Genomic DNA, 24581 nt, shown 5'->3' on the forward strand with positions numbered 1-24581 from the left:
CTTGTAGGGCCTGTAGGCCATCGGGCTGTCGAGCAATTAGGCGAATCTTCAAATCGCATAGCCCGAACTAGACAACCTTCATAAGGAGCGCGGACTCAGGATCCGTTATTCGTATCGAAATCGGCGTTTTGGGTTGGCAAACGGACACAGGATCCGTTATTGCCTCCGGGAAGCCATGAATATCTGCATTTTGGACGAAATAGCGCATCTCCTGTCCGTTTCATGCCGCCGTATCGCTCTCGGCGATCACGCCATTTCATACCGCCGCATCGCTCTCGGCGATCGTGCCGCTTCATGCCGCCGCATCGCTCTCGGCGATCGTACCGCTGCCTCTCCGGCCGGAATGGCCGATAGCCGATTGATGAATCGGTCATGGCAACATGCCGAGAGAAACGCGCTGCCTGACAGCACCTCCCGTGGCGCCGCCGGAGCTGTCCGAGACTTGCGGTTCAAGCTGCTCCGCACCATTCGGTGCAATTACCTATCGATCCAGGTCACCCAAAGGGTCAGCCCCTGGACAAAGGGCCTGCAAGATTCTCTTGCAAGCCCTTTTGCCGTGCCGTCTTCTATTGTGCGATAAACCGTATTCGATCGATGAGTGCCGGACGGGATGGGTTGGATGAAGGGATGGCAAGGGATCAAGGCTTCAGCCTATGCTTGAACAGCATAACCAGCTTCAGCTTCAGCAGGTCGGAGAAGGATTTGAAGTCAACCTGCAGCAGCTCGCCGATCTTATCGAGCCGGTAGGCGGCCGTGTTGCGGTGAATGTACAGCTGCTTCGCCGTCTCGTTCACCTGCCCGTTGTTCTCGATGAACAGCTCCAGCGTCCGCAGCAGGTCCTGTGCGGAATCCGGCGCTTTGTCGATAATCGGGGATAACGTCATGTCGAGGAAACGGCGCATTTTGTCCTGCGGGACGGACTCGAACAGATAGGACAGCTCCACGTGCTCGAATTCCACGACGTAATCGCTGATCGCCAGCCGCTCGGCCGTTTCCCGGGCGTCGCAGCATTCGCGGTACGCCTGTTCGAGCTGCTCTGGCTTATGCTTCGCGTGGCTGATCGTTACGCGCAGAGCGCTGCCGGATTCGGCCGCGATGTCCGCGAACACCTTGGCCAGCAGCTGGGCCGGCTTGCCGGCGCCTGGCGGCAACCGGTCGGGCAGGATGGTCAGAATGGCGCCGTCGACGTGAACGTGCAGGCTCGTGAAGTCTTTCAGCAGCGGATGGTACTGCAGCTCCTGGCGGATCGTGCGGAACATCCGATCACGCTTCGGTTCGCTGATCGCCGAGATGGAGAACAGCGCGCACAGATACGGGGCGCCGCCGAACGCAATGCCGTGCCGCGCGGCGCATTCGAGCAGCGTGTCGATGGAAATTCGGCGCTTCAAATAATTTTGGAGCAGCGAGGCGAATTCGTTCTGAGTCGACCGTTCCATGTAGCTCCGTTCGATTGCGTTCATATGATGCGAGATGATTTCGGCGGCTTGATGAAAGAGGCCTTCTTCCTCCTTGAGCGGCGTCCCTTTCGGAATTTGAAAAACGGCGCTGCGAATCGCGTCCTGTCCGGCTTCCGGGCTCTTCAGCGGAATGCGCAGCAGGTTCCAGTTCTCCGTACGGATCCACTGGACGGACGGTTTCTGCGGATGCCTGCCAAGCAGCTCCAGCTCGGCGGGGGGCAGGCTGCTGTACAGAATTTGCCCGCGCAGGCCGACGACCGCGAGCGGTACGCCGAGAATGGAGCCGATCCGCTTGAACAGCTCGCCTACGCCGTCGGGCGCCAGCGCGAACCGGATCAGCGCTTTCTGTTTGTCGAGCACGCCGTGCAGCATGCGCGTGCTGCGCTGCAGCTCGGCGTTGAACAGTCCTTTCATCTGATCGGAGAAGGTGAACGGAAACGGCAGCTCGATGAGCGGGAACCCGAGCCGGTCAGCCTCGGCCACCATGTCGTCCGGGACGCTCGACCAGAACCGTCCCAGCTTAATGCCGATACCGGCGGCGCTCTTCTCCGCCAGCTTGCGAATCAGGGACACGCCTGCCGAAGGATCGTCCTTCATCAAGTAGGCGGTGGTGAACAGGATGTCGCCTTCGCGAACCCAATCGGAAATATCCGGCGCGTCCATGACGTTGACGGATTTGACGATCCTGCCGGTGCCTTTCCGGCCCGCCGTCAGCTTCCCTTCGGACAACGGATAAATTTTAAGCGCGTCTTCCACCGTTAAATACATGGCGATTCATCCCCTTCGCATCCGTTCGATGTGCCTCTCCCATTGACAACCGTACCGAGATCATGATGGCATTCCATTTATATGTCATATATCCTAACATCAATTATGGCATACGTAGTCGAATTTCACAATCGATCTTTATTTTCTTTGTGCAAAAATACAAATAGGCGGAAATAGTATTGTGGATCATAAATTTTGCGTTATAAAATCTAACATATAAAATCCATGGTCAATTGGGAGGCAGAATATGAAATTCGGAGACGTATCGATTCGGCGCAAGGTGCCCTGCACGCTGCGGGACGGCGTCACGCTATACGCGGATATCTACATGCCGATCGGCGGAGGAGAATGCCCGGTGCTGCTGATGCGCCAGCCGTACGGCCGCTCGATCGCTTCGACGGTCAGTCATGCGCACCCGGTCTGGTATGCCTCGCGAGGCTACATAGTCGTCGTTCAAGACGTTCGCGGGCGGGGCGATTCCGAAGGCGTATTCACGCCGTTCGCGCACGAGGCGGAGGATGGTTACGACACGGTCGAGTGGGCCGCGGCGCTGCCGGGCTCGAACGGGAAGGTCGGCATGTACGGCTTCTCTTATCAGGGCGCGGTGCAATGGGCCGCGGCATCGCTGCGCCCGCCGCGGCTGGCGGCAATCGCGCCCAGCATGACGGCGGCGGACCCGTACCACGGCTGGATGTACCCTTATGGCAGCTTCGACGCGCAGAACTGCCTGCCTTGGGCCTATCAGCTGGCGCGGGACGGCGCCCGGCGGGCGGGCGACGCGGAGGCGGAGGCCTTGTGCGCGCAGGCCATGCAGGACCCGGCCTCGCTCCTTCGGAGGCTGCCGCTGAACGGCGGCCATCCGCTGCTCGAGCGCTACATGCCCGCTTATTTCGACTGGGCGGGGCATCCGGAATACGACGATTATTGGGCAGGACTGAACTGGCTGGAAGCATTCCGACAGAAACCGGTTCCGGCGCTGCATATCGGAGGCTGGTACGACTTCCTGCTGCACGGCACGATCCAATCGTTTACGGCGCTGCAGCGGGATGGAGGCCGTTCGCCCGATCTGTTTCACCGGCTTGTAATCGGGCCGTGGACGCATATCCCTTGGGGCCGCAAGGCGGGCGGAATCGATCACGGCCCGGAAGCGGACGGCGGCATGCACCTCATACAGGCGCGCTGGTTCGATTATTGGTTGAAAGGCGAGGCGGACAACGGCGCGTACGAAGAAGCGCCGGTCCGGTATTTCGAGCCGTTCGGCCAACGGTGGGAAGAAGCGGACGCCTGGCCCGACGCCGAAGCGGCATCTCGGGGAACGACCTCGCGGCTGTTTCTGTCGGGCTCGGAGCTGCCGGCGAACGGCGCGCTCGGAGGCGGCAGACTGACGGATCTCGAGGAGAAGATCGACAAGAAGGCGGCGCCGGACGTGTTCGTGTACGACGCGCGGCTGCCGATGACGCTTGCCTCGGCGCTTCCCGCCGACCGGAGCCCGCAGCAGGACCGCTACGAAATATTGGTCTATACCGGCGAGCCGCTGCGGGAGGGACTGCATGTACTCGGCTCGCCTAAGGTGCGAGCGGTTTGCCAGACGCTGGACGGGCCGACCGATCTCGTCGCCGTGCTGACCTTGCTCCTTCCTGGCGGCGAGGCGAGATTTCTGTCTGTCGGGAGGACGGAGATCGGGAGCGCCGGAGCCATGTGCGAGGGAGGCTGGGAGACGGCCGCCATCGAGCTTCGTCCGATCGCCGTCCGCTGTCCGGCCGGTTCGTCGATCCGGCTGGAGCTGACGGGCAGCGCGTTTCCGCTCCTGCTTCGGCATCCTAACGGAGCGCCGTTGAGCTGCGCCGCGGGCGCCGGACCGGGCGAGCTGAATATCGCGACCGTTGCCGTCGCGGGCGGGAAGGGCGCGTTGTCGCGGATCGAGCTGCCGTTGGCCGGCGGGTAACGACATGCGCGCATGGCGCAGGCCGCCCGCCAGCAAGCTCGGTTAATTTCTATTGAGACCGGCTGACTTCGATTATAAAAGCGCGGATATGAAGAGGCGTGGGGGGATGACGCATGAAAACCAGCTCGAGAAGCTTGAGAATCGTGAACGCCGCGCTGCCATTGCGCGAGGAACGCGCCTTGTTCACGCTGTCCGCCGAGGATGGCGTCTGGACGGCGGTCGAACGGCAGGAAGGCGCGACGGTATCGTCGCCGGAGACGACGCCGCTTGACGGCTGGAGCGGTGAAATGCCGCCGGCGGGAAACTCGCTTCGGCTGGATGCCGGCGGACTTGCGGTGCTGCCGGCCTTCGTCGACGCGCATATGCATCTGGATAAAGCGTTCTCGCTACCGAAGGTGGGCAATGTTACGGGCACGCTGGAGGAGGCGGTGCGCAGCTATGCGGCCGCCGTGCCGAATTTCTCGAAAGACGAGCTGAAGGCAAGAATGATGCGCGCGGCGCTGCAGGCGATATCGTACGGCAGCACGACGCTGCGGACGCATCTCGATTTTCATGTCAGGCACGGCAGGGAGGTCGCGATGCGGACGATCGAGGCCGCGCTCGAGGTGAAGGAGGCGCTGGCGCCTTACGCGACGATCCAGCTCTTCCCGATGCTGCCGTACTTCGATTTGACCGAGGAGGCATTGGATACGGCGGCCGAAGCGCTTCGCATGGGGGTGACGGGATTGGGAGGAGCGCCGCATCTGTCGCCGGAGCCGGAGCCGGATATCGACCGCGTGTTCGGGCTGGCGGAACGATACGGCTGCCCGATCGATCTGCATGCGGACGAAAGCGATAATCCGAGCGTTCGGACGGCGGCCTACATCGCGCGGAAGACGCTTGATTACGGCTGGTCCGGCAGAGTGACGGCCGGCCATCTATGCTCCCTTGCGGCGATGGCGGACGAAGACGCGCAGCCGATTATCGCCCTGCTCGCGGAGGCGGGCGTCGGCGCCGTAACCTTGCCGGGCGCGAATCTCTATTTGCAGGGCAGGCACGACCGCTTCCCGGTTCGGCGCGGCGTTACCCGCGTCAAGGAGCTGTTGGCGGCGGGAGTGCAGCTGGCCGCGGCCTCGGACAATATCCACGATCCGTTCCATCCGTTCGGCCGGGGAGACCTGCTGCTGATCGGTCTCGTGACCGCGTATGCCGCCCATATGGGGAGTCCGGCGGATATTCGGGAAGCGCTGCGAATGATTACGACGTATCCGGCCGCGGTCGTAGGCGTCCGCGGCGGCATCGAGCCGGGGCTTGACGCCGACTTCGTCGTGCTGGACGCGGCGACGCCGGAGGAACTGCTGACGATGCTGCCGGAACGGCGTTGGGTATGGCGGCGCGGGCGATGCCTTCGAGCGCCAGCGCCGCGCGCGGAGTGGAGCGGCTGCGCGCTGCGGGCCTATTGGGCGGATGCGTGCGAACGCGTTTCTTTTCGCGAAGAGAGGGGCTGACGAATGAGCCGAATATTGGTCGTTTATTTCAGCGCCTACGGGCATGTGTACGAAATGGCGAAGGCGGCGGCGGACGGCGCGGCGCGGTTCGGGAGCGAGGTGCGGCTTCGGCGCATTCCGGAAATGGAGGCCGAGTCGAACCGGACGCCATTCCAGGACAAGTTCAAAAAGCGCGAGAGCGAATCGAAGCTGGGCAATCATTTCCAAACGGTCGGCCGCTTCGAGAAATACGAGCGCTCGCTGGCGCTGCAGCATGAAGTGCCGGTCGCGACGAACGCCGACCTGCGATGGGCGGACGGCATCGTGTGGGGGTTCCCGACCTATTACGGCTCCATGCCCGCGCAGGTGAAGCTATTTCTCGAATTCGCCTCGGAGCTGTGCGCGGACGGCAATCTGGAGGGGAAACCGGCCGGTCTAATTACGAGCTCCGGCTCCATTCATACCGGCCAGGAAGCTGCCATTCTGACGTCGATGGTGCCGCTGTTTCATTTCGGCATGATCATGGTCGGGCTTCCTTATTCCGAAAATCCGGAATATTTGACGGCCGACGGCATTGGCTGTTCGCCATACGGCGCGTCGACGGTGGCGGGTCCGGACAGCTCGCGGACGCCCGACGAGCGGGAGCTGATTATGGCAGGCCGGCTCGGCCGCCGGGTAGCCGCCGTCGCGACGGCGCTTGCGGCAAGCGGATTTCTACAATAAATCGAATACGGGATCGCTGGATGGTCCGCCCGTTCGCCGAAAATCGGCTGCGGGCGGGCTTTTTCGTGACGTTGCGGGCGTAAATCCGTGCCATTGCCTTCTTAAGCATGAATGACATGGCACAGAGGAGGTTGATGCACGTCCTGGCGGAGGAGGAGAAGAGGGTTGTTTTGCTCGGCGAGAGACCGACCTGACGTAAATGTTTGGTTATGTTATATGAGTGTCATAAAAAATTACGCGATATATCGATCTCTCTGTAATTCATACCAAATGCGAAGCCCTTACATTGTGTTTGGCGACATATTTGCTTCGAATCCGTTGATGACCAGGAATATACGTCATATAATCTGACATATAGATTGCGAGGAGGGATCCGAATGAGTTCGACATTAACGACAGGAACAGTCCAGCATACGATACCCGGACGCGCGGGAGGTTCGGATTATCTCGTCAGCATGGACGATATCGGCAAAGTCTACCCGAACGGAACGGTCGCCGTGCAGCATGTCAACCTTCATGCCGGCGAAGGCGAGTTCCTCTGCTTCGTCGGTCCGTCGGGATGCGGCAAATCAACCATTTTCAATATGATCGCGGGTTTGACCGGCCATACTTCCGGCCGGCTGTCCGTGCTCGGAACGACGCCGAAGGAAGCGCGCAAGCAGAACGAAATCGCGTTCGTGTTTCAAGAGCATACGCTGCTGCCGTGGGAGAAGCTGATCGACAACGTCACATTGCCGCTTACGCTGCGGGGCGTTCCGAAGAAGGAGCGGATCCGGGAAGGCGAACGGGTGTTGGAGCTTGTCGGCTTGAAGGATTATACGAAGGTGCTGCCGCGTCAGCTGTCGGGCGGGATGAAGATGCGGGTGTCGATCGCCCGGGCGCTGATCTCGCGGCCGAAGCTGCTGCTGATGGACGAACCGTTCGGCGCGCTGGACGAGATCACGCGTCAGTCGCTGCAGGACGAATTGCTGAACATCTGGCGTCAGGAGCGGAAAATGACGGTCCTCTTCATTACGCACAACGTATTCGAAGCCGCGTTCCTGTCGACGCGCGTAGTCGTCATGACGCCGCGGCCGGGCAAAATATCCGAGGTCATCGACATCCCGATTCCCTTCCCGCGTTCGGAGGATTACCGGTCAATGCCGGAATTCGGCAGTTACGTGCATAAGGTGTCGGATGCGCTCAAGCATTAACCGAAGCGCGCATCGAAAGGAGAATAAGCATGGAAAAGTTGGTTGCAAGCGCAAATGTTGTACCGGATGCATCGGGCAGCGTCTCGCCGCCCGCCGCGTCCTCGGCGTCCGCCATATCCGGGAAGGCTTCCCGGCACTTGCGAACGGAGTCGAAATGGAGGCAGCTCGCCGGGCGGGTCGTACCGCCGCTCGTCGTCTTCGTCCTGTTCATCGCGATCTGGGAGATTGCCATTCGGATGAGCGGCGTGAAGCCGTATCTGTTCCCGAAGCCGTCGGATATCGTGCAGGCCGCGGCGGGCAATTGGCATAATCTGCTCGTCTCCGTGCGGACGACGGTGGCGGAGTCGGTGCTCGGCTTCGCGCTCAGCGTAATTCTCGGCGTCGCTTTCGCCATCGGGCTCGCTTTCTCCAAGATGGTGGAGCGCAGCGTCTATCCCTACGCGATAATATTGCAGACCATTCCGATCGTCGCGGTCGCGCCGATTATCGTCATCTGGTGCGGCGCGGGCATGAACGCGATCGTCGTGATCGCCTTCCTGATCGCCTTCTTCCCGATTCTCTCGAACACGCTGATCGGCCTCAACTCGACCGAGGCGAACATGAAGAACCTGTTCTACCTCTACAACGCCACCAAATGGCAGACGATCTGGAAGCTGCGCATTCCGGCGGCGCTGCCTTACATTATGGCCGGAATGAAAATCTCTTGTTCGCTATCGGTCGTCGGCGCCATCGTCGGCGAGTACGTGGCAGGGATCGGCGGCCTGCAAGGCGGACTCGGCTATGCGATCACGGTCGCATCGACGCGGCTTCAGACGGCTTATCTGTTCGCCTGCGGCTTGACCGCGGCCGTCATGGGCATCGTGTTCTTCCTGCTGATCAACGCCCTGTCGAACCGATTGCTCCGTTCCTGGCACGATTCGGCGATCAACAATTAAACGCGCTTCGCGGCGAATGGCGAATGGAACGAAGGGGTTTGGCTAACGAAAGCCAAGCCGATGACAAAGAAGGAGAGGTGCTGACCATGAAACGAAACCGAACGCCGATGACCGTCGGCATTGCCGTCTTGCTGCTGGTGGCCGCCGGCTGCTCCGCGGCCAAGAACGAGCCGGCGTCCGGCGCCGACGCCATTACGGAACAAGCCGGCGATAACGGATCGAACGCCGGGAGCGGCGAAGCTGCCGGAGACGGCGCGAAGGAGCTGCAGAAGGCGCATCTGGTCGAAGGATGGTACGCCAAGGGCGAGGACGGCGGGTATTTCGCGGCGCTGCAGCAGAACTACTACAAGGACGCCGGCATCGCCATGAAGATCCAGCCCGGCGGGCCGCAGGTTTCCGGATTGCAGCTTGTCGCTTCCGGCCAGGCGGACTTCGGCATCTCCTATGCGGACGATATTCTGCGGGCGCGCGAGCAGGGCATTCCGGTCGTCGGTCTCCTGGCCGGCTTCCAATATACGCCTCAGGTGCTCATCTATCATGCCGAGGACAAGATCGGAGGCTTCGAGGATTTGCGGGGCCGGTCCGTCTTCATCCAACCCGGCGTGCTGTATTGGGAATACATCAAGCACAAATACAAGTTGACGGATGTCAACGAAATGAACTATAACGGACAGCTGGTCAATTTCCTGAAGACGAAAGGCGCGCTCAACCAAGGCTACATCACGAACGAGCCGTACGCGCTCGGCGAGCAGGGCGTCAAGGTGAACGTGCTGAAGATTGCCGACTCCGGCTACGCCAATTACTGCGACGTGCTGTTCACGACCGAGGATTATCTGAAGAAACATCCCGATATCGTGAAGGCCGTCGTGCAAGCGAGCCAGAAGGGGTGGGCGTATTATCTGGATCATTACAAGACCGTCAATCCGTTCATCCAGACGTATAACAAAGACATGGCCGTCGAGGCGATGGATTACGAGGCGGAGCAGGAGAAGCCGTTCATTCTGAACGACGAGACCAAAACGAGCGGCATCGGCTATATGACCGCGGACCGCTGGAGCCTGATTCAGGATCAGTTATTGGAAATCGGCGGGCTGAAGGCGAAGCAGGACGTGTCCAAGGCGTTCGATGCGTCGTTTTTGGAAGCTGCGCAATAAGGCCGGACAAGTAATCTCGGTTCCGTCCAGCCTCCGTTACCTTTCACGCGCAATAACGCTCGTTCGGCGATCGCGGACGGCATGACCGCCCTCGCGCGCGTCTCGGAAGGGGCCGCATCGCATGCGATAGCGGCGGCATCCGACGAACATGTCACGAAGGGAGAAGACACCATGAAGCAGCTTGGTCATCCTCGCAATTATTGGCACGTGTCGCCGGAGCGGGCGGATCTGTGCCGCGGCGCTCATCCGCCGCATCCGGTATCCTTCGCCGCCGAGCCGCAATGCTTGACGATCGATCTGGCGAGAACCGCGGTCGTCGTCGTCGACATGCAGAACGATTTCTGTTCGCCGGACGGCTGGCTGGGCTCGATCGGCATCGATACGTCGCCGCTGCTCGAACCGGTCGCTCCGCTTCGGCGGCTGCTTCCGGCGCTTCGCGCGGCCGCCGTTCCGGTGGTGTGGCTCAATTGGGGCAATCGCGCGGACCGGATGAATCTGAATCCGTCGGTGCTGCATGTATACGATCCGGACGGCTCCGGAACGGGTATCGGCAGTCCGCTGCCGGGCAACGGCTCGCGCGTGCTGGAGCAGGGTAGCTGGGGGGCCGCGCTCGTCGATGGTTTGGAGGCCGCGCCGGAGGATATCCATGTCGACAAATTCCGCATGAGCGGCTTATGGGATACGCCGCTCGACAGCATATTGCGCAACCTCGGGGCGCAGACGCTGTTGTTCGCGGGCGTCAATCTGGACCAGTGCGTCATGCATACGCTGCAGGACGCCGTCTGTCTCGGCTACGACGCGGTGCTGCTCGCGGACTGCTGCGCGACCAGCTCGCCGGCATATTGCGCGGAAGCGGCCCTGTACAACATCAAACAATGCTACGGCTTCGTCGCCCGATCCGAAGGAATATTGGACGCGATGGCGGCGGCGGCCGGAAAGGATGAAGAAAGATGACGATACAAGGCTTAGTGCTGGGACATTTCGAGCAATGCGAGGTTCGGAAAATATCCGCCCGCGATACGAACAAATTCGTGCTGCTGTGCGACGGGACCCAGGCTCCGTTCGTGTCGGTGGTGGAAATTTTCGACGAGGGCGGACAGACGCCTCCGAATGAACACGCGGAAGCGTTCGAATATTTCTATGTGCTGGAAGGAGAGGGGACGGCCATCGTCGGCGAAGCGGAGACGGACATTCGCAAGGGCTCCTTCTTCGTCGTCCCCCCGGGCAATAACCATCAGGTGCGCAATACCGGCGCCGGCCGGCTGTACGTGCTGACGACGATGGTGCCCGACGAGAAGTTTTCGGATTTGATCAAAGCCGGACCGGCAGCGAGTCTGGACGAGGAAGACCTCCGCGTGCTGAGCGGCGCCCGTCCTGCCGGAGCCGGAACATTCGCCTAACGGGGGAGGACGCCATATGCAGAACGGCTTCAATGCGTATATCAACGAGCATGTTGTCGTCGAACCGACAGGAACGGGGCCGCTCTCCGGCAAGGAATTCGCGGTCAAAGACGTGTTCGCTATCGCGGGGCACGCGAACTCGGCCGGCAATCCGGACTGGCTGCGCACCCACGGGCCGGCCATTGCGCATGCCGAAGCCGTCGCCAGGCTGCTGTCGCGCGGCGGCCGGCTGAGAGGCGCGACGATTACCGACGAGCTCATGTTCAGTCTGAACGGCGAGAACGTCCATTACGGCACGCCCGTCAATCCGAAGGCGCCCGGCTCGATTCCGGGCGGCTCGTCCAGCGGTTCGGCCTCCGCCGCGGCAGCCGGGCTCGCGGATTTCGCGCTCGGCACCGATACCGGCGGCTCGGTCCGCATCCCTTCCTCCTATTGCGGCCTGTACGGCATTCGGCCGACGCACGGGCTCGTATCGCTGGACGGCGTCATTCCGCTCTCCGCCAGCTTCGACACCGTCGGCTGGATGGCGCGCGACGCCGCGACGCTGCTTCAGGTCGGGGAGGCGCTTATCGGCGGCGACGCCGCGCCCGCCGGAGGCGCCTTCAAGCGGCTGTTGTTCGCGACCGATGCCTGGGACGTGGCGGAGGCGGATTGCCGCCTGGCGCTGTCCGGGACGGCGGACGTGCTGCAAGGGGCGATGGACGCAAGCAGGCTGATCGTAGCTTCGCAAGGCCTCGAGAGCTGGTTCGCGACTTTCCGTACGATTCAGGGCTACGAAATATGGTCGGTCCATGGAGCGTGGATTACGGAGCACCGGCCGAAATTCGGGCCCGGGATCGCGGAGCGGTTCGCCTGGTCGGCCACGATTGCCAGGGGAGATTACGAGCGGGCGCTTCCCGTGCGGCAGCGCATTCGCGAATCGCTGGAGGAGCTGCTTGGCGACGACGGCTTGCTCGTCATTCCGACGGCGCCATGCGCCGCGCCCCGAATCGGCCTGACCGGCGCGCAGGTCGAGCGAACCCGCGCTCGCTCCATGCAGCTGTCCTGCATCGCCGGGCTCGGCGGCCTGCCGCAGGCGACGATGCCGCTCAAGGGCGGAGACGGCCTGCCTGTCGGCTTGTCGTTCGTAGCCGGGCCGCGGCAGGATGCGAAGCTGCTGCGCTGGATCCGCGATGCCGCGAGCCGTGCGCTCCCGCCTCAGACGGTCGGCTAGACGCTCCGTTACGGGCGGAGAGCCCGGACCGGCAGCGACATTGTTCCGTTCGAGAGGAACGGACGCACTTATCATTAACGTGAAGGAGCATGCGTATGTTTATGCGATATGAAGGCACGGCGTGGGAAGAGCGTTTCTTGCCGCGGCTGACGAGCAAGCAGGTGAAGGAGCTGCCGAAGGAGGATGCGCTGATCGTGCTGCCGATCGGCGCGATCGAGCAGCACGGGCCGCATTTGCCGGTCATGACCGATACGCTGATCGGCGAGGCGACGTTGACGCAGGCGCTCGCCAAGCTTCCGCCGGAAGCGAACGTATGGCTGCTGCCGCCGGTTTCCTATGGCAAAAGCAACGAGCATCTCGGACTGCCGGGCACGATCTCGCTGTCCGCCGCGACGCTTCAGGGCATCGTGATGGATATCGCCGAAAGTCTGAAGCTGAGCGGCTTCGGAAGGCTGCTGCTGTTTAACACGCATGGTGGCAACGTCGATCTGCTGAACGTCGTTTCCCGGGAAATTCGAATCCGGCACGGGATGACCGTGTTCTATCTTGCGCCGTCCAGCCTCGGCGGGGCCGAAGGCTTGATCGATCCGGAGGAACTGGAATACGGCATTCACGGCGGCGACTACGAGACGTCCATCGTCAAGGCGATTAAACCGGGCTGGGTCCAGGACGAATTTCTTGTTCGCGAGATGCCGAACGTCGGCGACAAACGGTTTCTGACGCTCGAAGGGCGAATCCGGTTCGCCTGGCGAATGGCAGACATTTCGGCGAGCGGCATTTGCGGCGACGCAACGAAGGCGACGGCGGCCAAGGGCGAAATCATACAAGGGCGAATAACCGACACGCTGGCCGAAGCGCTCGTCGAGCTTTGCGCGTTCGATGTGTCCGACGTCCGGAGAGGCGCGGATTCGAAGGCGGGTGCGGAGGTGCCGTCATGAGGCTGGCGACGATCGTGTCCGGAGGCTGCGAGGAAGCGGCGATCGCGACCGAAACGGGCTTCGTTCCGCTTCGGCTCGTGAACGAGGCGGCGGGTACGAAGTGGAGCACGCGGCTGTTGGGGCTGTTGAGCCGAGGCGAAGCGGAAGCGCTGGAGGACTGGAGCCGGACCGAAGGCGCGCATCTGCTTCGCCGGCTCGAGGCGATTCCCGCTGCGGAAGCCGTATTCGCCCCGCCGTACCGTTATCCGCGCAAAATATGGGGAATCGGCGCCAATTACAGGGCGAAGGCGGCGGACATGAAGGTGACGCCTCCGGACGCCGAGCCGATCTGCTTCCTGAAACCGGATACGAGCCTGATCGGTCCCGGCGACGCCATCGTCATACCGGCCGGAGGCGGACGGGTGACCGCCGAGGCGGAGCTCGGCATCGTCATCGGGCAGGCCTGCAAGAACGTCGCGGAAGCGGAGGCGGAACGCTTCATCGCCGGCTTCGTGCCGGCGCTCGATATGACGGATCAGGACATTCATGCGCGCAATCCGCGTTTTCTCGGCCGTTCCAAATGTTTCGATACCTTTTTCAGCTTCGGGCCGGAGCTGGTGACGCCGCGGGAAATTTCCGATCCGCAGTCGCTTCGGGTGGAGACGGTCTTGAACGGGCGGATCGTCCACGGCGCATTCGTTTCGGATATGATTTACCCGCTGCGGCAGGTCGTTGCGTATTTCTCCCGCATGGCGACGCTGCTGCCGGGCGACGTCATTATGACGGGAACCCCGGGGTCGGTCGACATTCGCGAAGGCGACGTGGCGGAATGCCGAATCGGCGGCTTTGCCGGTCTTGTCAACCCGGTCGAGCAGGAACCGGAGCAGAGGCTTCGGGTCGCGCTATCATAAATTATACGGAGTGGAAAGCAGGTGACGGAGATGTCTCTAACATGGCACGCGGAGGCGAAAACGGATTTGGGCGATATAGCGGTTTACACGGACGAGGCGACGGTTGAAAAACTGTCGAAAGATTTTTTCTGGTATTCCCCGGTTCTCGACGCCAAGCTGAAGGATAAGAAGGCCGACGCGATCTTCGCGCCGAGGGATGAGCGCGAGGTGGAAGCGGCGCTCGCGTTCGCCTTTCGCCACCGGATTCCGGTTACGGTTCGCGGAGCGGGTACGGGCAACTACGGCCAAGCCGTTCCGCTGGAGGGCGGTATCGTGCTGGATCTAAGCGGGCTGGACGCCATCGCGGAGATCGGCGACGGCTACGCGAGAGTCCAATGTGGCGTCAAGCTCGGCTCGCTGGAGAAGAAGGCGCGCGAGACGGGGCAGGAGCTGCGCATCTATCCGAGCACGTTCGCCAAAGCGACGGTCGGCGGCTTCGTGTCCGGCGGCTCCGGCGGCGTCGGCTCGATTACGTGGGGGAATTTGTGGGACGGCAACGTATTGTCGGCCGTCGTGTATACCATGGAGGAGCGGCCGCGCCGCCTCGAAATCGAAGGGCGGGAACTGTACGACTACATCCATAATTACGGCACGACCGGCATCATGACGGAGGTCGTCGTTCCGCTGGCGAAGAAGACCGACTGGATGCAGGTCGTGGCCCAGTTCGACGATTTCGAGGACGCGGTCCGTTTCGGCGAAACGCTGGCGCGCAACGGGGATATTCCGAAACGGCTCGTGACGCCGATCGAATGGCCGCTGCCGTCCTTCTTCAAGCCGCTCGAGAAGGTGCTTGCTTCGGGCAAATCGGTCGTGTTCGCCGAGACGGCGGACGGTACGCTGCCGCAGCTGGCCGTGCTTGCCGCCGCGCACGGGGGCGGTATCGGCCATGTCATTCCGGCGGAGAAATACCGCAAGACGATCGGCTTGTCCGATTTTACATGGAACCATACGACGCTGTGGGCGCTGAAGGCGGACGCCGCCTATACGTACTTGCAGGCGGGCTTCGACCCGGCGCTATATATGGAGCAGCTGCGAGAGCTGAAACGCCTGTTCGGCGACGAGCTGCTGATGCATGTCGAATGGGTGCTTGCAGGCGGGCGGCTGCTGCCGAACGCGCTGCCGGTCGTCCGGTTCGCGTCGGAGGAGCGGCTTTATCATATCATCGCGACCTGCCGAAGCATCGGCGTCGAGATTTATGACCCGCACACCTGGATGCTCGATAACGGCGGGCGCGGCGCGGTGAACGGGATGCAGCTTCGGAAGAGCGTTAACGATCCGCTCGGGCTGCTGAATCCGGGCAAGATCGGATAAGGCGGGCCGCTTGTTCCACAGCTGCTTCATCCCGAAGAGCAGTCGCGCAACGGATTCAGAGAACCAGCGGAAGGGGAGCGGCGCATATGGGAACGACATTATTTCGCGATGCCGTCATCGTCACGATGAACGCGCGATGCGAAGTGCTTCGGGGCGACGTATGGATCGAGAACAACCGAATCAGCCGAATCGGCGCTCGCTTAGCGGGGAGCGCCGATCGCATCATTGAAGCCGGGGGCAAAACATTGCTGCCCGGCTTCGTTCAAACCCACGTTCATTTATGCCAGACGCTGTTTCGCGGCAGAGCCGACGATCTGGAGCTGATCGACTGGCTTCGGCGGCGCATTTGGCCGATGGAGGCGGCGCATGACGAGGAATCGGTCTATATCTCGGCAATGCTCGGGCTCGGGGAGTTGATTCGAAGCGGCACGACGACGATCCTCGACATGGAGACGGTGAATCATGCCGAGGCCGCCTTCCGCGCGATCGAAGAGAGCGGCATGCGCGCTTTCTCGGGCAAAGTCATGATGGATCACGGGGACGAGGTGCCGGATGGGCTGCGGGAGACGACGGAGGACTCGATCCGCCGGAGCATCGAACTGCTGGAAGCATGGCACGGCGCGGCCGGCGGGCGCATCCGCTACGCGTTCTGTCCGCGCTTCGTCGTCTCCTGCACGGAGGAGCTGTTGACCCGGGTGCGCGATTTGGCGGCGCACTACGGCGTGCATGTCCATACCCACGCCGCGGAGAATCAAGGCGAGATCGCGCTCGTCGAGGCGGAACGCGGCATGCGCAACGTCGTCTATCTCGATCGCATCGGCCTGGCGCGGCCGAATTTGATTCTGGCGCACAGCATATGGCTGAGCGACGAGGAGAAGCGCATCATCCGCGAACGGGGCGTCAAAGTGACCCACTGTCCGGGCTCGAACTTGAAGCTCGCATCCGGCATTGCCGAAATTCCCGCGCTGCTCGAGGCCGGGGTGAAGGTCGGGCTCGGGGCCGACGGCGCGCCGTGCAACAACAATTTGGATATGTTTCAAGAAATGCGCCTGTCCGCGTTCATCCAGAAGGTTAAGTGCGGACCGACGTCGATGAACGCCGCTTCCGTGCTTCGGATGGCGACGATGGGCGGCGCCGAGGTGCTTGGCATGGAGAATGAAATCGGCAGCGTCGAGGTCGGCAAGCTGGCCGATCTGCAGCTGCTCGATTTAGAGGATTTTCACGTCTATCCGTCGTTCGATGCCGACTGGGCGTCGCGAGTCGTCTACGCGGCTACGCGCGGCGACGTCGACACGGTCATGATCGACGGCAAAATCGTCATGGAAGGGAAAGTCGTCCGGACGATCGACAAGTCCCGCGTGCTGCCGGCGTCGGACGCCGCGCTGCGACGTCTGCTGGCGAGACTGTAGAAGCGCTGTCTCTCGTCGTGCCGCGCGTAATGCCTGAACGTCGGCCTTCCTGCCGAAGGCTTCCGTGCCGGCTCGTTTCGGAAGGCCGGCGATTGCGAACAAAGGGGAGAGGCGCATGGAATCGGAACGAATCTTGGCTTTCGTCGACAATCATTCCGCCGAAGCGGTGCTTGCGACCGTCGTTCGGGTACGGGGGCATGCCTATCGGAAAGAAGGGGCGGCCATGCTCCTGACGGAAGACGGAAGGCGGATCGGAAGCATCAGTCCCGGCTGCCTGGAGGCGGATCTTCATGCCCGGGTCGCGGCTGTTCTCGGATCCGGGGTTCACGAGCTGGTCGATTATAACATGCGGCCCGAGGAGGACTTCGTCTGGGGCGAGGAAATCGGCTGCGGCGGCGATATCCGCATCCTGCTGGAGCCGTTGACGGAGACGCTTCGCGGCATGCTGCTTGAAATCGGCCGGCGGGTGCGCTGCGGGGAGCGTGTCCTGCTCGTCCGCCGGGAAGCCGAGGGCCGCCTTCGTTACTCGCTTGAACCGGCGAAGACGCGGTCTGACGGCTTCTCCGGCGGGCCGTCCGCAGTTGCCGGCCCGTTGTCCCGGCATGACGAGGAGGAGGCAGGCTTGCCGGCGGACGGAAGCCCGTTCCTGATGCCGGGCGAGCGGCCGGACCGAGAGGCGGACGGCGCGCCGTCGTTCGCGAGCGCGTTCGCGCCGCGCGAGCGGCTCGTCATCTTCGGTGCCGGCGAAGAGGCGGCGGCGGTCGACGAGCTGGCGCGCGGCGTCGGGTTCCGGACAGTTGTCGCCGATTGGCGTCCGGCGCTCTGCCGGCCGGGCCGGTTCCCGCATGCGGCGACGATCGTCGGCGAGCCGGAGCGGATCGTGTCCGAGCTGCGGATCGGCGCGCGCGATTACATCATGATCGGGAGCCATCATCTGCGCCGGGATCGCGAATTGGCATCGCTCGTCATGCCGCTCAGGCCGGCTTATCTCGGCATCGTCGGCTCCGCGAGGCGGGTCGGACTCGTGCTCGGCGGCATGGCGACGGAGCCGTTCGTCAGCGGGCCGATCGGCCTCGCTATCGGCGCGGAGGGCGCGGAAGAGATTGCCGTCAGCATCGCCGCCGAGCTGATCGGCTGGCGCAAACGGCTGCGCGCCGCCGATCCGGCAAGGAGAGACGCATGACGATCGCGGGCGTATATTTGGCCGCCGGAGCAGGTTCGCGCCTGGGCGGCTCCAAACCGGCCGCGGAGCTGCTGCCGGGTATCGGCCTCGGCGGCAGGGGGTTGAGCGCGCTGCTCGCTTCCGGCATCGACGCGGCGTTCGCGATCGTCAGGCCCGGCGATCCGCTGGGCTGGCTGCCGGAAGCCGCGGATTCCGATCCGAAGCTGCAAATCGTCTTCTGCGGGGATGCCGGCCTCGGAATGGCGCATTCGCTGCGCTGCGGCATAGCCTGCGCCGAAGCGGCCGGACATGAAGCGGCGATCGTCGCGCTGGCAGACCAGCCGTTCGTGACGCCGGCGCTGCTGAATGGACTTGCGAATGCCTGGAGGAGCCGTCCCGGGCTGGATTACGTCATCTGCGGCTCGGGCGACGCGTCCATGCCGCCCGTCCTGTTGGCGCGAAGCCTGTTCGCGAGCGTCGCCGGACTCAAGGGAGATCAGGGCGCGAAACGGCTGCTGGCGGAGCCGGGGGTCGCGGGAGAAATCATGCCGATACGGGAGCCGACGCTCGTGTTCGACGTAGATACGCCGGAAGATTTAATGTTGGCGAAGGAGCTGATGGCGCAATCGAAATAGACCTTCGTTGGAACGGGCGCGGATGACAAGAACCGAGATGGTATTCAATACGTTAGCTAATATAACTCAAATCTTCTGACGTTGTGCACGGCGCACAACGTTTTTTCGCTTTCATTAGCGAGTTATCCAATAATGTGTTAGGTAAGTTTACTTATATATGACGCGTGCGTATAGTTGAATTATATCGTTCCGCTTCTAGTTCCGATTTCATTGACGAAAGGAGCTGCTGGCCATGAGCATGTACGGCGAACGAGCCGCGGGTTACCCGGCCGTGTGGCGTCCAAAGGCCGCGCAAGAGGCCGTCCGAATGAAAAAATGGTTCGGACAGGGAGCCGAATACGTCTCCGGAGGAACGCTGCTTCGCACCCAATGGGAGGCGGGATTAAAGCGGATGCCCGCTCATCTGATCGACTTGAACGGCGTTGCAGCCCTGTCAGGCATCGATCGGTCCGGCGATTGCATGACGATCGGCTCGCTCGCGACGCTCGCGGCCTGCCGGCATAGTCCGGAGCTCGCGGCGGACTTTCCGCTTCTCGCGCAGGCGGCGCGCTTCATTGCCGCGCCTTCCGTCCGCAATGCCGCGACGATCGGCGGCAATGTCATGTCCGTCGTGGGAGACGCGCTGCCCGCGCTGCTTGCGTACGAGGCGGAGCTGGATTGGGAGGAAGGCGATTCGCCTCGCGGCGGGACGCTTGCCGGCTGGCTGACGAAGGCGGCATCCGGAGCGGCGGACGATTCGGCGCTGCTGCTGCGCATCCGTCTTCCGCTGCGGGCGGGCGCCGAGCCCGCGCTCTGCGGGTCGCCGGCGCAGCCGACTTGCCGGCAATTCGCATGCTACGAGAAAATCGGTCGGCGGGAAGCGTTCACGCCGTCCGTCGTGACAGCCGCGTTTAGCGGCAGGATCGAAGAGGGCCGGTTGCGCGGGCTTCGTCTGGCCGCAGGGGGCGGACGCACGGTTCCGAAACGGCTGTCGCTTGCGGAGACGGAGCTTGAGGGAGCCGCGGCGGACGATCGCGCCATCGCCCGGCTGCACGAGCTCGTCATGGAACATTACGAGCCGGAGCCCGACGCTTTCGCTTCGGCCGCGTACCGGAAACGGACTGCCGCGAACGTTATCTCGTCGCAGCTCTGGCAGGCCGTTCGCGATTACGAAGAAGGATAAGGAGGAGCGCCCATGCGGTTGAACCGGCAAAACAGCGGAGTCAAATGGCGTACCAGGCCTGACGGTCCGGAGAAGGTAAGCGGGGCGCTGACGTTTTTGACCGACATGACCGCGCCGAACATGCTGCACGGCATGGTGCTCCGGAGCCCGAATCCGCACGCGGCGATCCGATCGGTCCGCACGGAAGCGGCCCGGCGTCTGGCCGGCGTCGCGGCGGTGCTGACCTGTGCCGACGTGCCGGGGCTGAACCGCTTCGGCATCGCCCGCCAGGATCAGCCGGTGTTCTGCGAAGACCGCGTCCGGTACGTCGGCGATGCGGTGGCGGCCGTGGCGGCGGAGTCGCGGGCGCAGGCGGAGCTGGCGCTCTCGCTGATCGAGGTGGATTACGAGCCTTTGCGGGTGCTGGACGATCCCGAGCGGTCGCTTGCGCCGGGGTCGCCCTTGCTGCATCCCGATGGCAACGTGCTGCACGAGACCTCGTATGCGAAAGGCGACATCGACGCGGCTTTCGCCGAATGCGCGCATATCGTCGAAGAGACGTACCGGACGCCGCGCCAGATGCACGCTTACATGGAAACGGAGGGCGGCCTGTTCGTGCCGGAGCCGGACGGCCGGCTGACGGTCTATGCGCCGACGCAGCACGGCTTGATGGACCGGCTGCAGCTCTCGCGAATATTGGCGGTGCCGGAAGATCGGATCAGAATCGTATCGAGCCCGATCGGCGGTTCGTTCGGCGGCAAGGACGAGCTGAACGTCCAGCCCTACGGCGCGCTGCTCGCACGCGCCGCGGGCCGTCCGGTGAAAATCCACAATTCCCGCTGGGAATCCGTACGATCCGGTCTGAAGCGCCATCCGATGGTCATCCGCATGAAGACCGGCATCGACCATAACGGCCGGATCGCCGCCCACCTCGTCCGGATCGTCGCCGACACCGGCCCGTACGCCACGTTAGGAGCGGAGGTGCTAAACTTCGCGACCGAGCACGCGATCGGCTCATACGCGTTCGGCGCGGTCGACGCGGCCAGCCGATCGGTCTTCACGAATAACGGGATGTCCGGCGAGTTTCGGGGCTTTGGCGGCAATCAGGCGATTTTCGCCCTCGAAGGGCAAATGGACCGGCTGGCCGAAGCGGCCGGACTCGATCCGTGGACGTTCCGCAAGCTTAATCTGAAGCCGGAGGCTGAAGGAACGGGGCCGTTCGGGCAGCCGATCGCGAAGACGGACGGGGCGGAACGCGTCTGGAAGGCGCTGCGGGAGAGCCGGCTGTGGCAGGAGCGGATCGGCGGACTCGACGGATCCGCCGCCGATGCCGATTTCCGTCCGGAAGCGCGGAAGCCGTGGCTGGTCACCGGCATCGGCGCGGCGCTGGTCATGCACGGCGCCGGTCTCGGAGTCGGCATTCCGGATCCGTCCGGCGGGCGGCTGACGCTGCGCAAGGACGGCATCATCGAAGCCGCCTTCGGCTTCGAGGAATGCGGCCAAGGGCTGATCGCAACGCTGGAGCAGATGTTGATCGAGCGCCTTGGATTCGCTTCGAGCGACGTGCGGATCGTGATCGGAGATACCGATGCCGTGCCGGACAGCGGCTCCACCACGGCGTCGCGCGCGACCACCATGATGTGGAAGGCGCTCGAGCTGCTCAAGGAGCCTTTTGCCGAGCAGGTGCTGGAAGCGGCCGGCAAGTCGCTCGGCGCTTCGCCGGCGCTGCTGCGGCTCGGGGAAGGCGGCGCGCGCTGGCGGTCGACGGGAGACCTCGCCGTCGGTTACGCCGAATTGGCCGCGACGCTGGCGGAGCCGATCGTATGCGAAGCGGCCGTCCATTACCCGGCCTCGGACACGAAGCGAATCGGCGCCCATTATTTGTACAGCCACGCCGCCGTGGCGGTGAAGGCGGAGATCAACCGGTTGACCGGAAGAGTCCGCGTGCTCGACCAGTTCCACGCCGTTGCGGCGGGGCCGGTCATGAACCCGCAGGGCTTCCTCGGCCAAATCGAAGGCGGCAGCTCGATGGCGCTTGGCTATGCGCTGCTGGAAGAAGCGGTCATGGAGGGCGGGCGGTACGTGACGATGAATTTCGACACCTACCTCGTGCCGACGATCATCGATCAGGCCGGCCCGGTCGAGGTGCTGCCGATCGAGGACTTGCCCGAAGGCGACGAACACGGTCCGAGAGGCATCGGGGAGATCGGCTCGATCGGCCTCGCGCCGGCAATCGCGTCGGCGATCCGGCACGCGGCCGGCCGGTGGATCGACCGGCTGCCGGTCGACCCCGCGCTGCTGCAGGATGCGGCTCCTATGCGGAGCAAGGAGGCGACGGGCGATGAACGATGAAGCGATGCGTATCTCGGCGCTGGCGGAGGATTGGGAGGCCGAGGTGAACGGCATGCCGGTACGGCTCGCGATCGCGCCGTCAAGACGGCTGCTCGACGTGATCCGCGACGATCTGGCATTGACCGGGACGAAGCGTTCCTGCGAGATCGGCCGCTGCGGCGCCTGCATGGTATTGATCGACGGCGCGCCGGTCAATGCCTGCCTGACGATGGCGTACCAGTGCGAACGGCGGTCGATCACGACGATCGAGGGCATCGCGGACGGGGGCTTGCACCCCGTTCAGCGCGCTTTTCTGGAGGAAGGCGGCTTCCAGTGCGGGTACTGCACGCCGGGGATGGTCGTGTCCGCGGCCGCGCTGTTGGACGCGCGCCCGAATCCTTCCCAAGCCGAGATCGAGGAGGCGCTGTCGGGCAATTTGTGCCGATGCACGGGCTACGGAGGCATCATGCGGGCGGTCCGGCGGGCGGCGGAGCTGAGGAGGGGAGACGGCTGAGCGAACGAAAGGACATAAGCGATTCAAGCGGCGAACGAATGACGATCGCGCACATCAACGGCTTGAACGAAGCGCGCTTCACCGAACTGCTCGGCCCGGTATTCGAGCATTCTTCCTGGGTAGCGGGGCGGGCGTGGAGCAAGGGGCCGTTCCGTTCCTTGACGCATCTCCACGAGACGATGCTGCGTCAGGTCGAGGAGGCCTCCCCGGACGAAGCGCTGGCTCTGCTGCGCGCCCATCCGGACCTTGCGACCCGGCTCCGCGTAACGGCGCTGTCGGCCGAGGAGCAGCAGGGCGCCGGCCTGGATGCGCTGACGCCGGAGGAATACGACGATTTCAACGCCATGAATCGGGCGTATACGGAAAAGTTCGGTTTCCCGTTCATTCTCGCGGTCGCGGGACGGACGAAGGAGGACGTCGCCGAAGCGATGCGCCTCAGAATCGCCGGCGACCCGGCTTCCGAACGGAGGCGGGCGCTGGCTGAAATCGCCCGCATTACCGAGCTCCGTCTCGGTCGCATCATCGGCTCCTGAATATAGAACGAGAGGACGAGATTGCTATGTTGAAACTGCCGTGCGGACGCACGCTTTATTACGGAAAAGGCGACGTGCTCGTTTACCGGACTTACGCCCGCCCGCTGGAAGCGCCGCCGATACCGGAATCGCCGTACTCCGAGACGCGCAACGTCATCTTCGCCCATAACGTCAAATTCGCCGTCAGCGGCGAAGCGCTGCTGACGTCCTTCACCGAAGGGGACAACCGCCAGGTCGTCGCCACCGACTCGATGAAAAATTTCATTTTGCGCCAGTCGGCTTCGTTCGACGGTTGCGCGACGGAAGGGCTGCTTGCCTTTTTGGCCGAACGTTTCCTGGCGGTGTACCCGCATATCGATCGCGTGGAGCTGAGCGCGGACCGGATTCCGTTCGAGCCGCTCGCCGTGCCGGGGCCGGGCGGTTTCATGCACAACGACCTCGTGTACCGTCCTTCCCATAACGACCATGCAAGCGCCGGAATGGAGGTCGTGCGCAGTGAGGCCGGCGGCTCGGCGATCGCCTCCCACTGGTGCGGCTTGTCGGCGCTGCAGCTTATTAAAGTCAGCGGCAGCTCGTTCGCCGGTTTCATTCGCGATGAATACACGACGCTGCCGGAAGCGCAGGATCGGCCGCTGTTTATTTTCCTTGACCTGCTGTGGCGCTACGACGACCCGGAGGATGCGCTGCGGCCGGAGAAGGGACGCTACGTCCCGGCCGAGCAGGTGCGCGATATCGCGCATAACGTGTTCTACGAGTTCGCGACGCCTTCCATTCAATATTTGATCTGGCTGATCGGCCAGCGGCTGCTGACCCGGTTCCCGCAGCTGGCGGAGGTCAGATTCGAGTCGAACAACCGGACTTGGGAAACCGTCGTGGAGCCGGCGGGCGGCGGCGCGCCGGGCGTATTCACCGAACCGCGTCCGCCTTTCGGCTTCCAGGGCTTCTCGATGACGAAGGATGATCTGCTCGCCTTGCGCGACGATGTACCGGGGGAGTCGGCATGAGCGGGGGACGGCTGACGACGCATGTGCTGGACGTCTCGCGCGGGCGGCCTGCTCCCGGAGTGAAGGTGCAGCTGTGGCGGCTGGACGGGACGCTGCCGTGCGTGCTCGTGACGGAAGCGGTGACCAACGCCGACGGCAGGCTGAATCAGCCGCTGCTGGCGGAGGGTTGCCTGGAGCGCGGCGTGTACGAGCTGCTGTTCCATATCGGCGGTTATTTCGGCGGCGCAGTGGCCGGCGAAGGGGAAGCTTGCATAGGAGAAGCGTTCGCGAGCGGTTCCGCCGAGGCGAAGGCGGCCGCGCCGGAACAGCTGCTGGAGCAGGTGCCGGTACGATTCCGGGTGACCGATCCGGAAGCCCATTATCATATCCCGCTGCTGGCGGCGCCCGGCGGTTATAGTACGTATCGGGGGAGCTGAACGA

General features: G+C 63.3%; 22 protein-coding genes. 21 read left to right on the forward strand and 1 reads right to left on the reverse strand.

All coding sequences use genetic code 11. From position 1 onward, the window contains the following. Positions 1–638: 638 nt before the first annotated feature. Positions 639–2225 carry a PucR family transcriptional regulator gene (locus GXP70_RS15670; protein WP_162357687.1) on the reverse strand — a complete coding sequence of 529 codons (1587 nt, stop codon included), beginning with the start codon at positions 2223–2225 and terminating at the stop codon, positions 639–641. Positions 2226–2472: 247 nt separating this feature from the next. On the opposite strand from GXP70_RS15670, the gene GXP70_RS15675 reads away from it, so the two are divergent. From GXP70_RS15675 to uraH, 21 genes are all read left to right on the forward strand, one after another. After that, a complete protein-coding gene (locus GXP70_RS15675) occupies positions 2473–4170 on the forward strand; it encodes a CocE/NonD family hydrolase (protein ID WP_162357688.1) in 1698 nt (565 codons plus the stop codon). Between the two features lie 113 nt (positions 4171–4283). Beyond that, a complete protein-coding gene (locus GXP70_RS15680) occupies positions 4284–5657 on the forward strand; it encodes an amidohydrolase family protein (protein WP_162357689.1) in 1374 nt (457 codons plus the stop codon). A gap of 3 nt (positions 5658–5660) precedes the next feature. Further along, on the forward strand, positions 5661–6359 hold the full coding sequence (gene wrbA, locus GXP70_RS15685; protein ID WP_162357690.1) for an NAD(P)H:quinone oxidoreductase: 699 nt from the start codon (positions 5661–5663) through the stop codon (positions 6357–6359). 455 nt (positions 6360–6814) lie between these two features. After that, positions 6815–7552: an ABC transporter ATP-binding protein gene (locus GXP70_RS15690; protein WP_225442864.1), complete on the forward strand. Its 738-nt coding sequence runs from the start codon at positions 6815–6817 to the stop codon at positions 7550–7552. 29 nt (positions 7553–7581) lie between these two features. Next, a complete protein-coding gene (locus GXP70_RS15695) occupies positions 7582–8487 on the forward strand; it encodes an ABC transporter permease (protein WP_162357692.1) in 906 nt (301 codons plus the stop codon). A gap of 86 nt (positions 8488–8573) precedes the next feature. Further along, a complete protein-coding gene (locus GXP70_RS15700; RefSeq protein WP_225442435.1) occupies positions 8574–9641 on the forward strand; it encodes an ABC transporter substrate-binding protein in 1068 nt (355 codons plus the stop codon). A gap of 171 nt (positions 9642–9812) precedes the next feature. Then, on the forward strand, positions 9813–10595 hold the full coding sequence (locus GXP70_RS15705; protein WP_162357693.1) for a cysteine hydrolase family protein: 783 nt from the start codon (positions 9813–9815) through the stop codon (positions 10593–10595). Then, positions 10592–11041 (forward strand): cupin domain-containing protein, encoded by a 450-nt coding sequence (locus tag GXP70_RS15710; RefSeq protein ID WP_162357694.1) that lies wholly within the window; start codon positions 10592–10594, stop codon positions 11039–11041. Before GXP70_RS15705 ends, GXP70_RS15710 begins: the two co-directional genes overlap by 4 nt. 16 nt (positions 11042–11057) lie before the next feature. Continuing rightward, entirely contained in the window at positions 11058–12254 is a 1197-nt protein-coding gene (locus GXP70_RS15715) for an amidase (RefSeq protein ID WP_162357695.1), read from the forward strand. A gap of 95 nt (positions 12255–12349) precedes the next feature. Continuing rightward, positions 12350–13192 (forward strand): creatininase family protein, encoded by an 843-nt coding sequence (locus GXP70_RS15720; RefSeq protein ID WP_162357696.1) that lies wholly within the window; start codon positions 12350–12352, stop codon positions 13190–13192. Further along, positions 13189–14082 carry a fumarylacetoacetate hydrolase family protein gene (locus GXP70_RS15725; RefSeq protein WP_162357697.1) on the forward strand — a complete coding sequence of 298 codons (894 nt, stop codon included), beginning with the start codon at positions 13189–13191 and terminating at the stop codon, positions 14080–14082. The genes GXP70_RS15720 and GXP70_RS15725 overlap by 4 nt, the downstream gene beginning before the upstream one ends. 30 nt (positions 14083–14112) lie before the next feature. Then, positions 14113–15432 carry an FAD-binding oxidoreductase gene (locus tag GXP70_RS15730; RefSeq protein WP_162357698.1) on the forward strand — a complete coding sequence of 440 codons (1320 nt, stop codon included), beginning with the start codon at positions 14113–14115 and terminating at the stop codon, positions 15430–15432. A gap of 86 nt (positions 15433–15518) precedes the next feature. Beyond that, positions 15519–16841: a 5'-deoxyadenosine deaminase gene (locus GXP70_RS15735; RefSeq protein ID WP_162357699.1), complete on the forward strand. Its 1323-nt coding sequence runs from the start codon at positions 15519–15521 to the stop codon at positions 16839–16841. A gap of 115 nt (positions 16842–16956) precedes the next feature. Continuing rightward, on the forward strand, positions 16957–18024 hold the full coding sequence (locus GXP70_RS15740) for an XdhC family protein (protein WP_162357700.1): 1068 nt from the start codon (positions 16957–16959) through the stop codon (positions 18022–18024). After that, positions 18021–18638, forward strand: a complete 618-nt coding sequence (locus tag GXP70_RS15745; protein ID WP_162357701.1) for a nucleotidyltransferase family protein — start codon at positions 18021–18023, stop codon at positions 18636–18638. Before GXP70_RS15740 ends, GXP70_RS15745 begins: the two co-directional genes overlap by 4 nt. Before the next feature lie 307 nt (positions 18639–18945). After that, positions 18946–19800, forward strand: coding sequence for an FAD binding domain-containing protein (locus GXP70_RS15750; RefSeq protein ID WP_162357702.1), 855 nt, complete (start codon positions 18946–18948; stop codon positions 19798–19800). A gap of 12 nt (positions 19801–19812) precedes the next feature. After that, positions 19813–22131, forward strand: a complete 2319-nt coding sequence (gene pucD / locus GXP70_RS15755) for a xanthine dehydrogenase subunit D (protein ID WP_162357703.1) — start codon at positions 19813–19815, stop codon at positions 22129–22131. Further along, positions 22121–22624 carry a (2Fe-2S)-binding protein gene (locus GXP70_RS15760; protein WP_404822257.1) on the forward strand — a complete coding sequence of 168 codons (504 nt, stop codon included), beginning with the start codon at positions 22121–22123 and terminating at the stop codon, positions 22622–22624. The genes pucD and GXP70_RS15760 overlap by 11 nt, the downstream gene beginning before the upstream one ends. Positions 22625–22662: 38 nt before the next feature. Further along, a complete protein-coding gene (gene uraD, locus GXP70_RS15765; protein WP_162357704.1) occupies positions 22663–23157 on the forward strand; it encodes a 2-oxo-4-hydroxy-4-carboxy-5-ureidoimidazoline decarboxylase in 495 nt (164 codons plus the stop codon). Positions 23158–23183: 26 nt separating this feature from the next. Continuing rightward, entirely contained in the window at positions 23184–24161 is a 978-nt protein-coding gene (gene pucL, locus GXP70_RS15770) for a factor-independent urate hydroxylase (protein WP_162357705.1), read from the forward strand. Next, positions 24158–24577, forward strand: a complete 420-nt coding sequence (uraH, locus tag GXP70_RS15775) for a hydroxyisourate hydrolase (RefSeq protein ID WP_162357706.1) — start codon at positions 24158–24160, stop codon at positions 24575–24577. The genes pucL and uraH overlap by 4 nt, the downstream gene beginning before the upstream one ends. Positions 24578–24581 lie beyond the last annotated feature (4 nt).

Origin of the sequence: Paenibacillus lycopersici (assembly GCF_010119935.1) — a bacterium.
Classification (GTDB): Bacteria; Bacillota; Bacilli; order Paenibacillales; family Paenibacillaceae; genus Paenibacillus_Z; species Paenibacillus_Z lycopersici.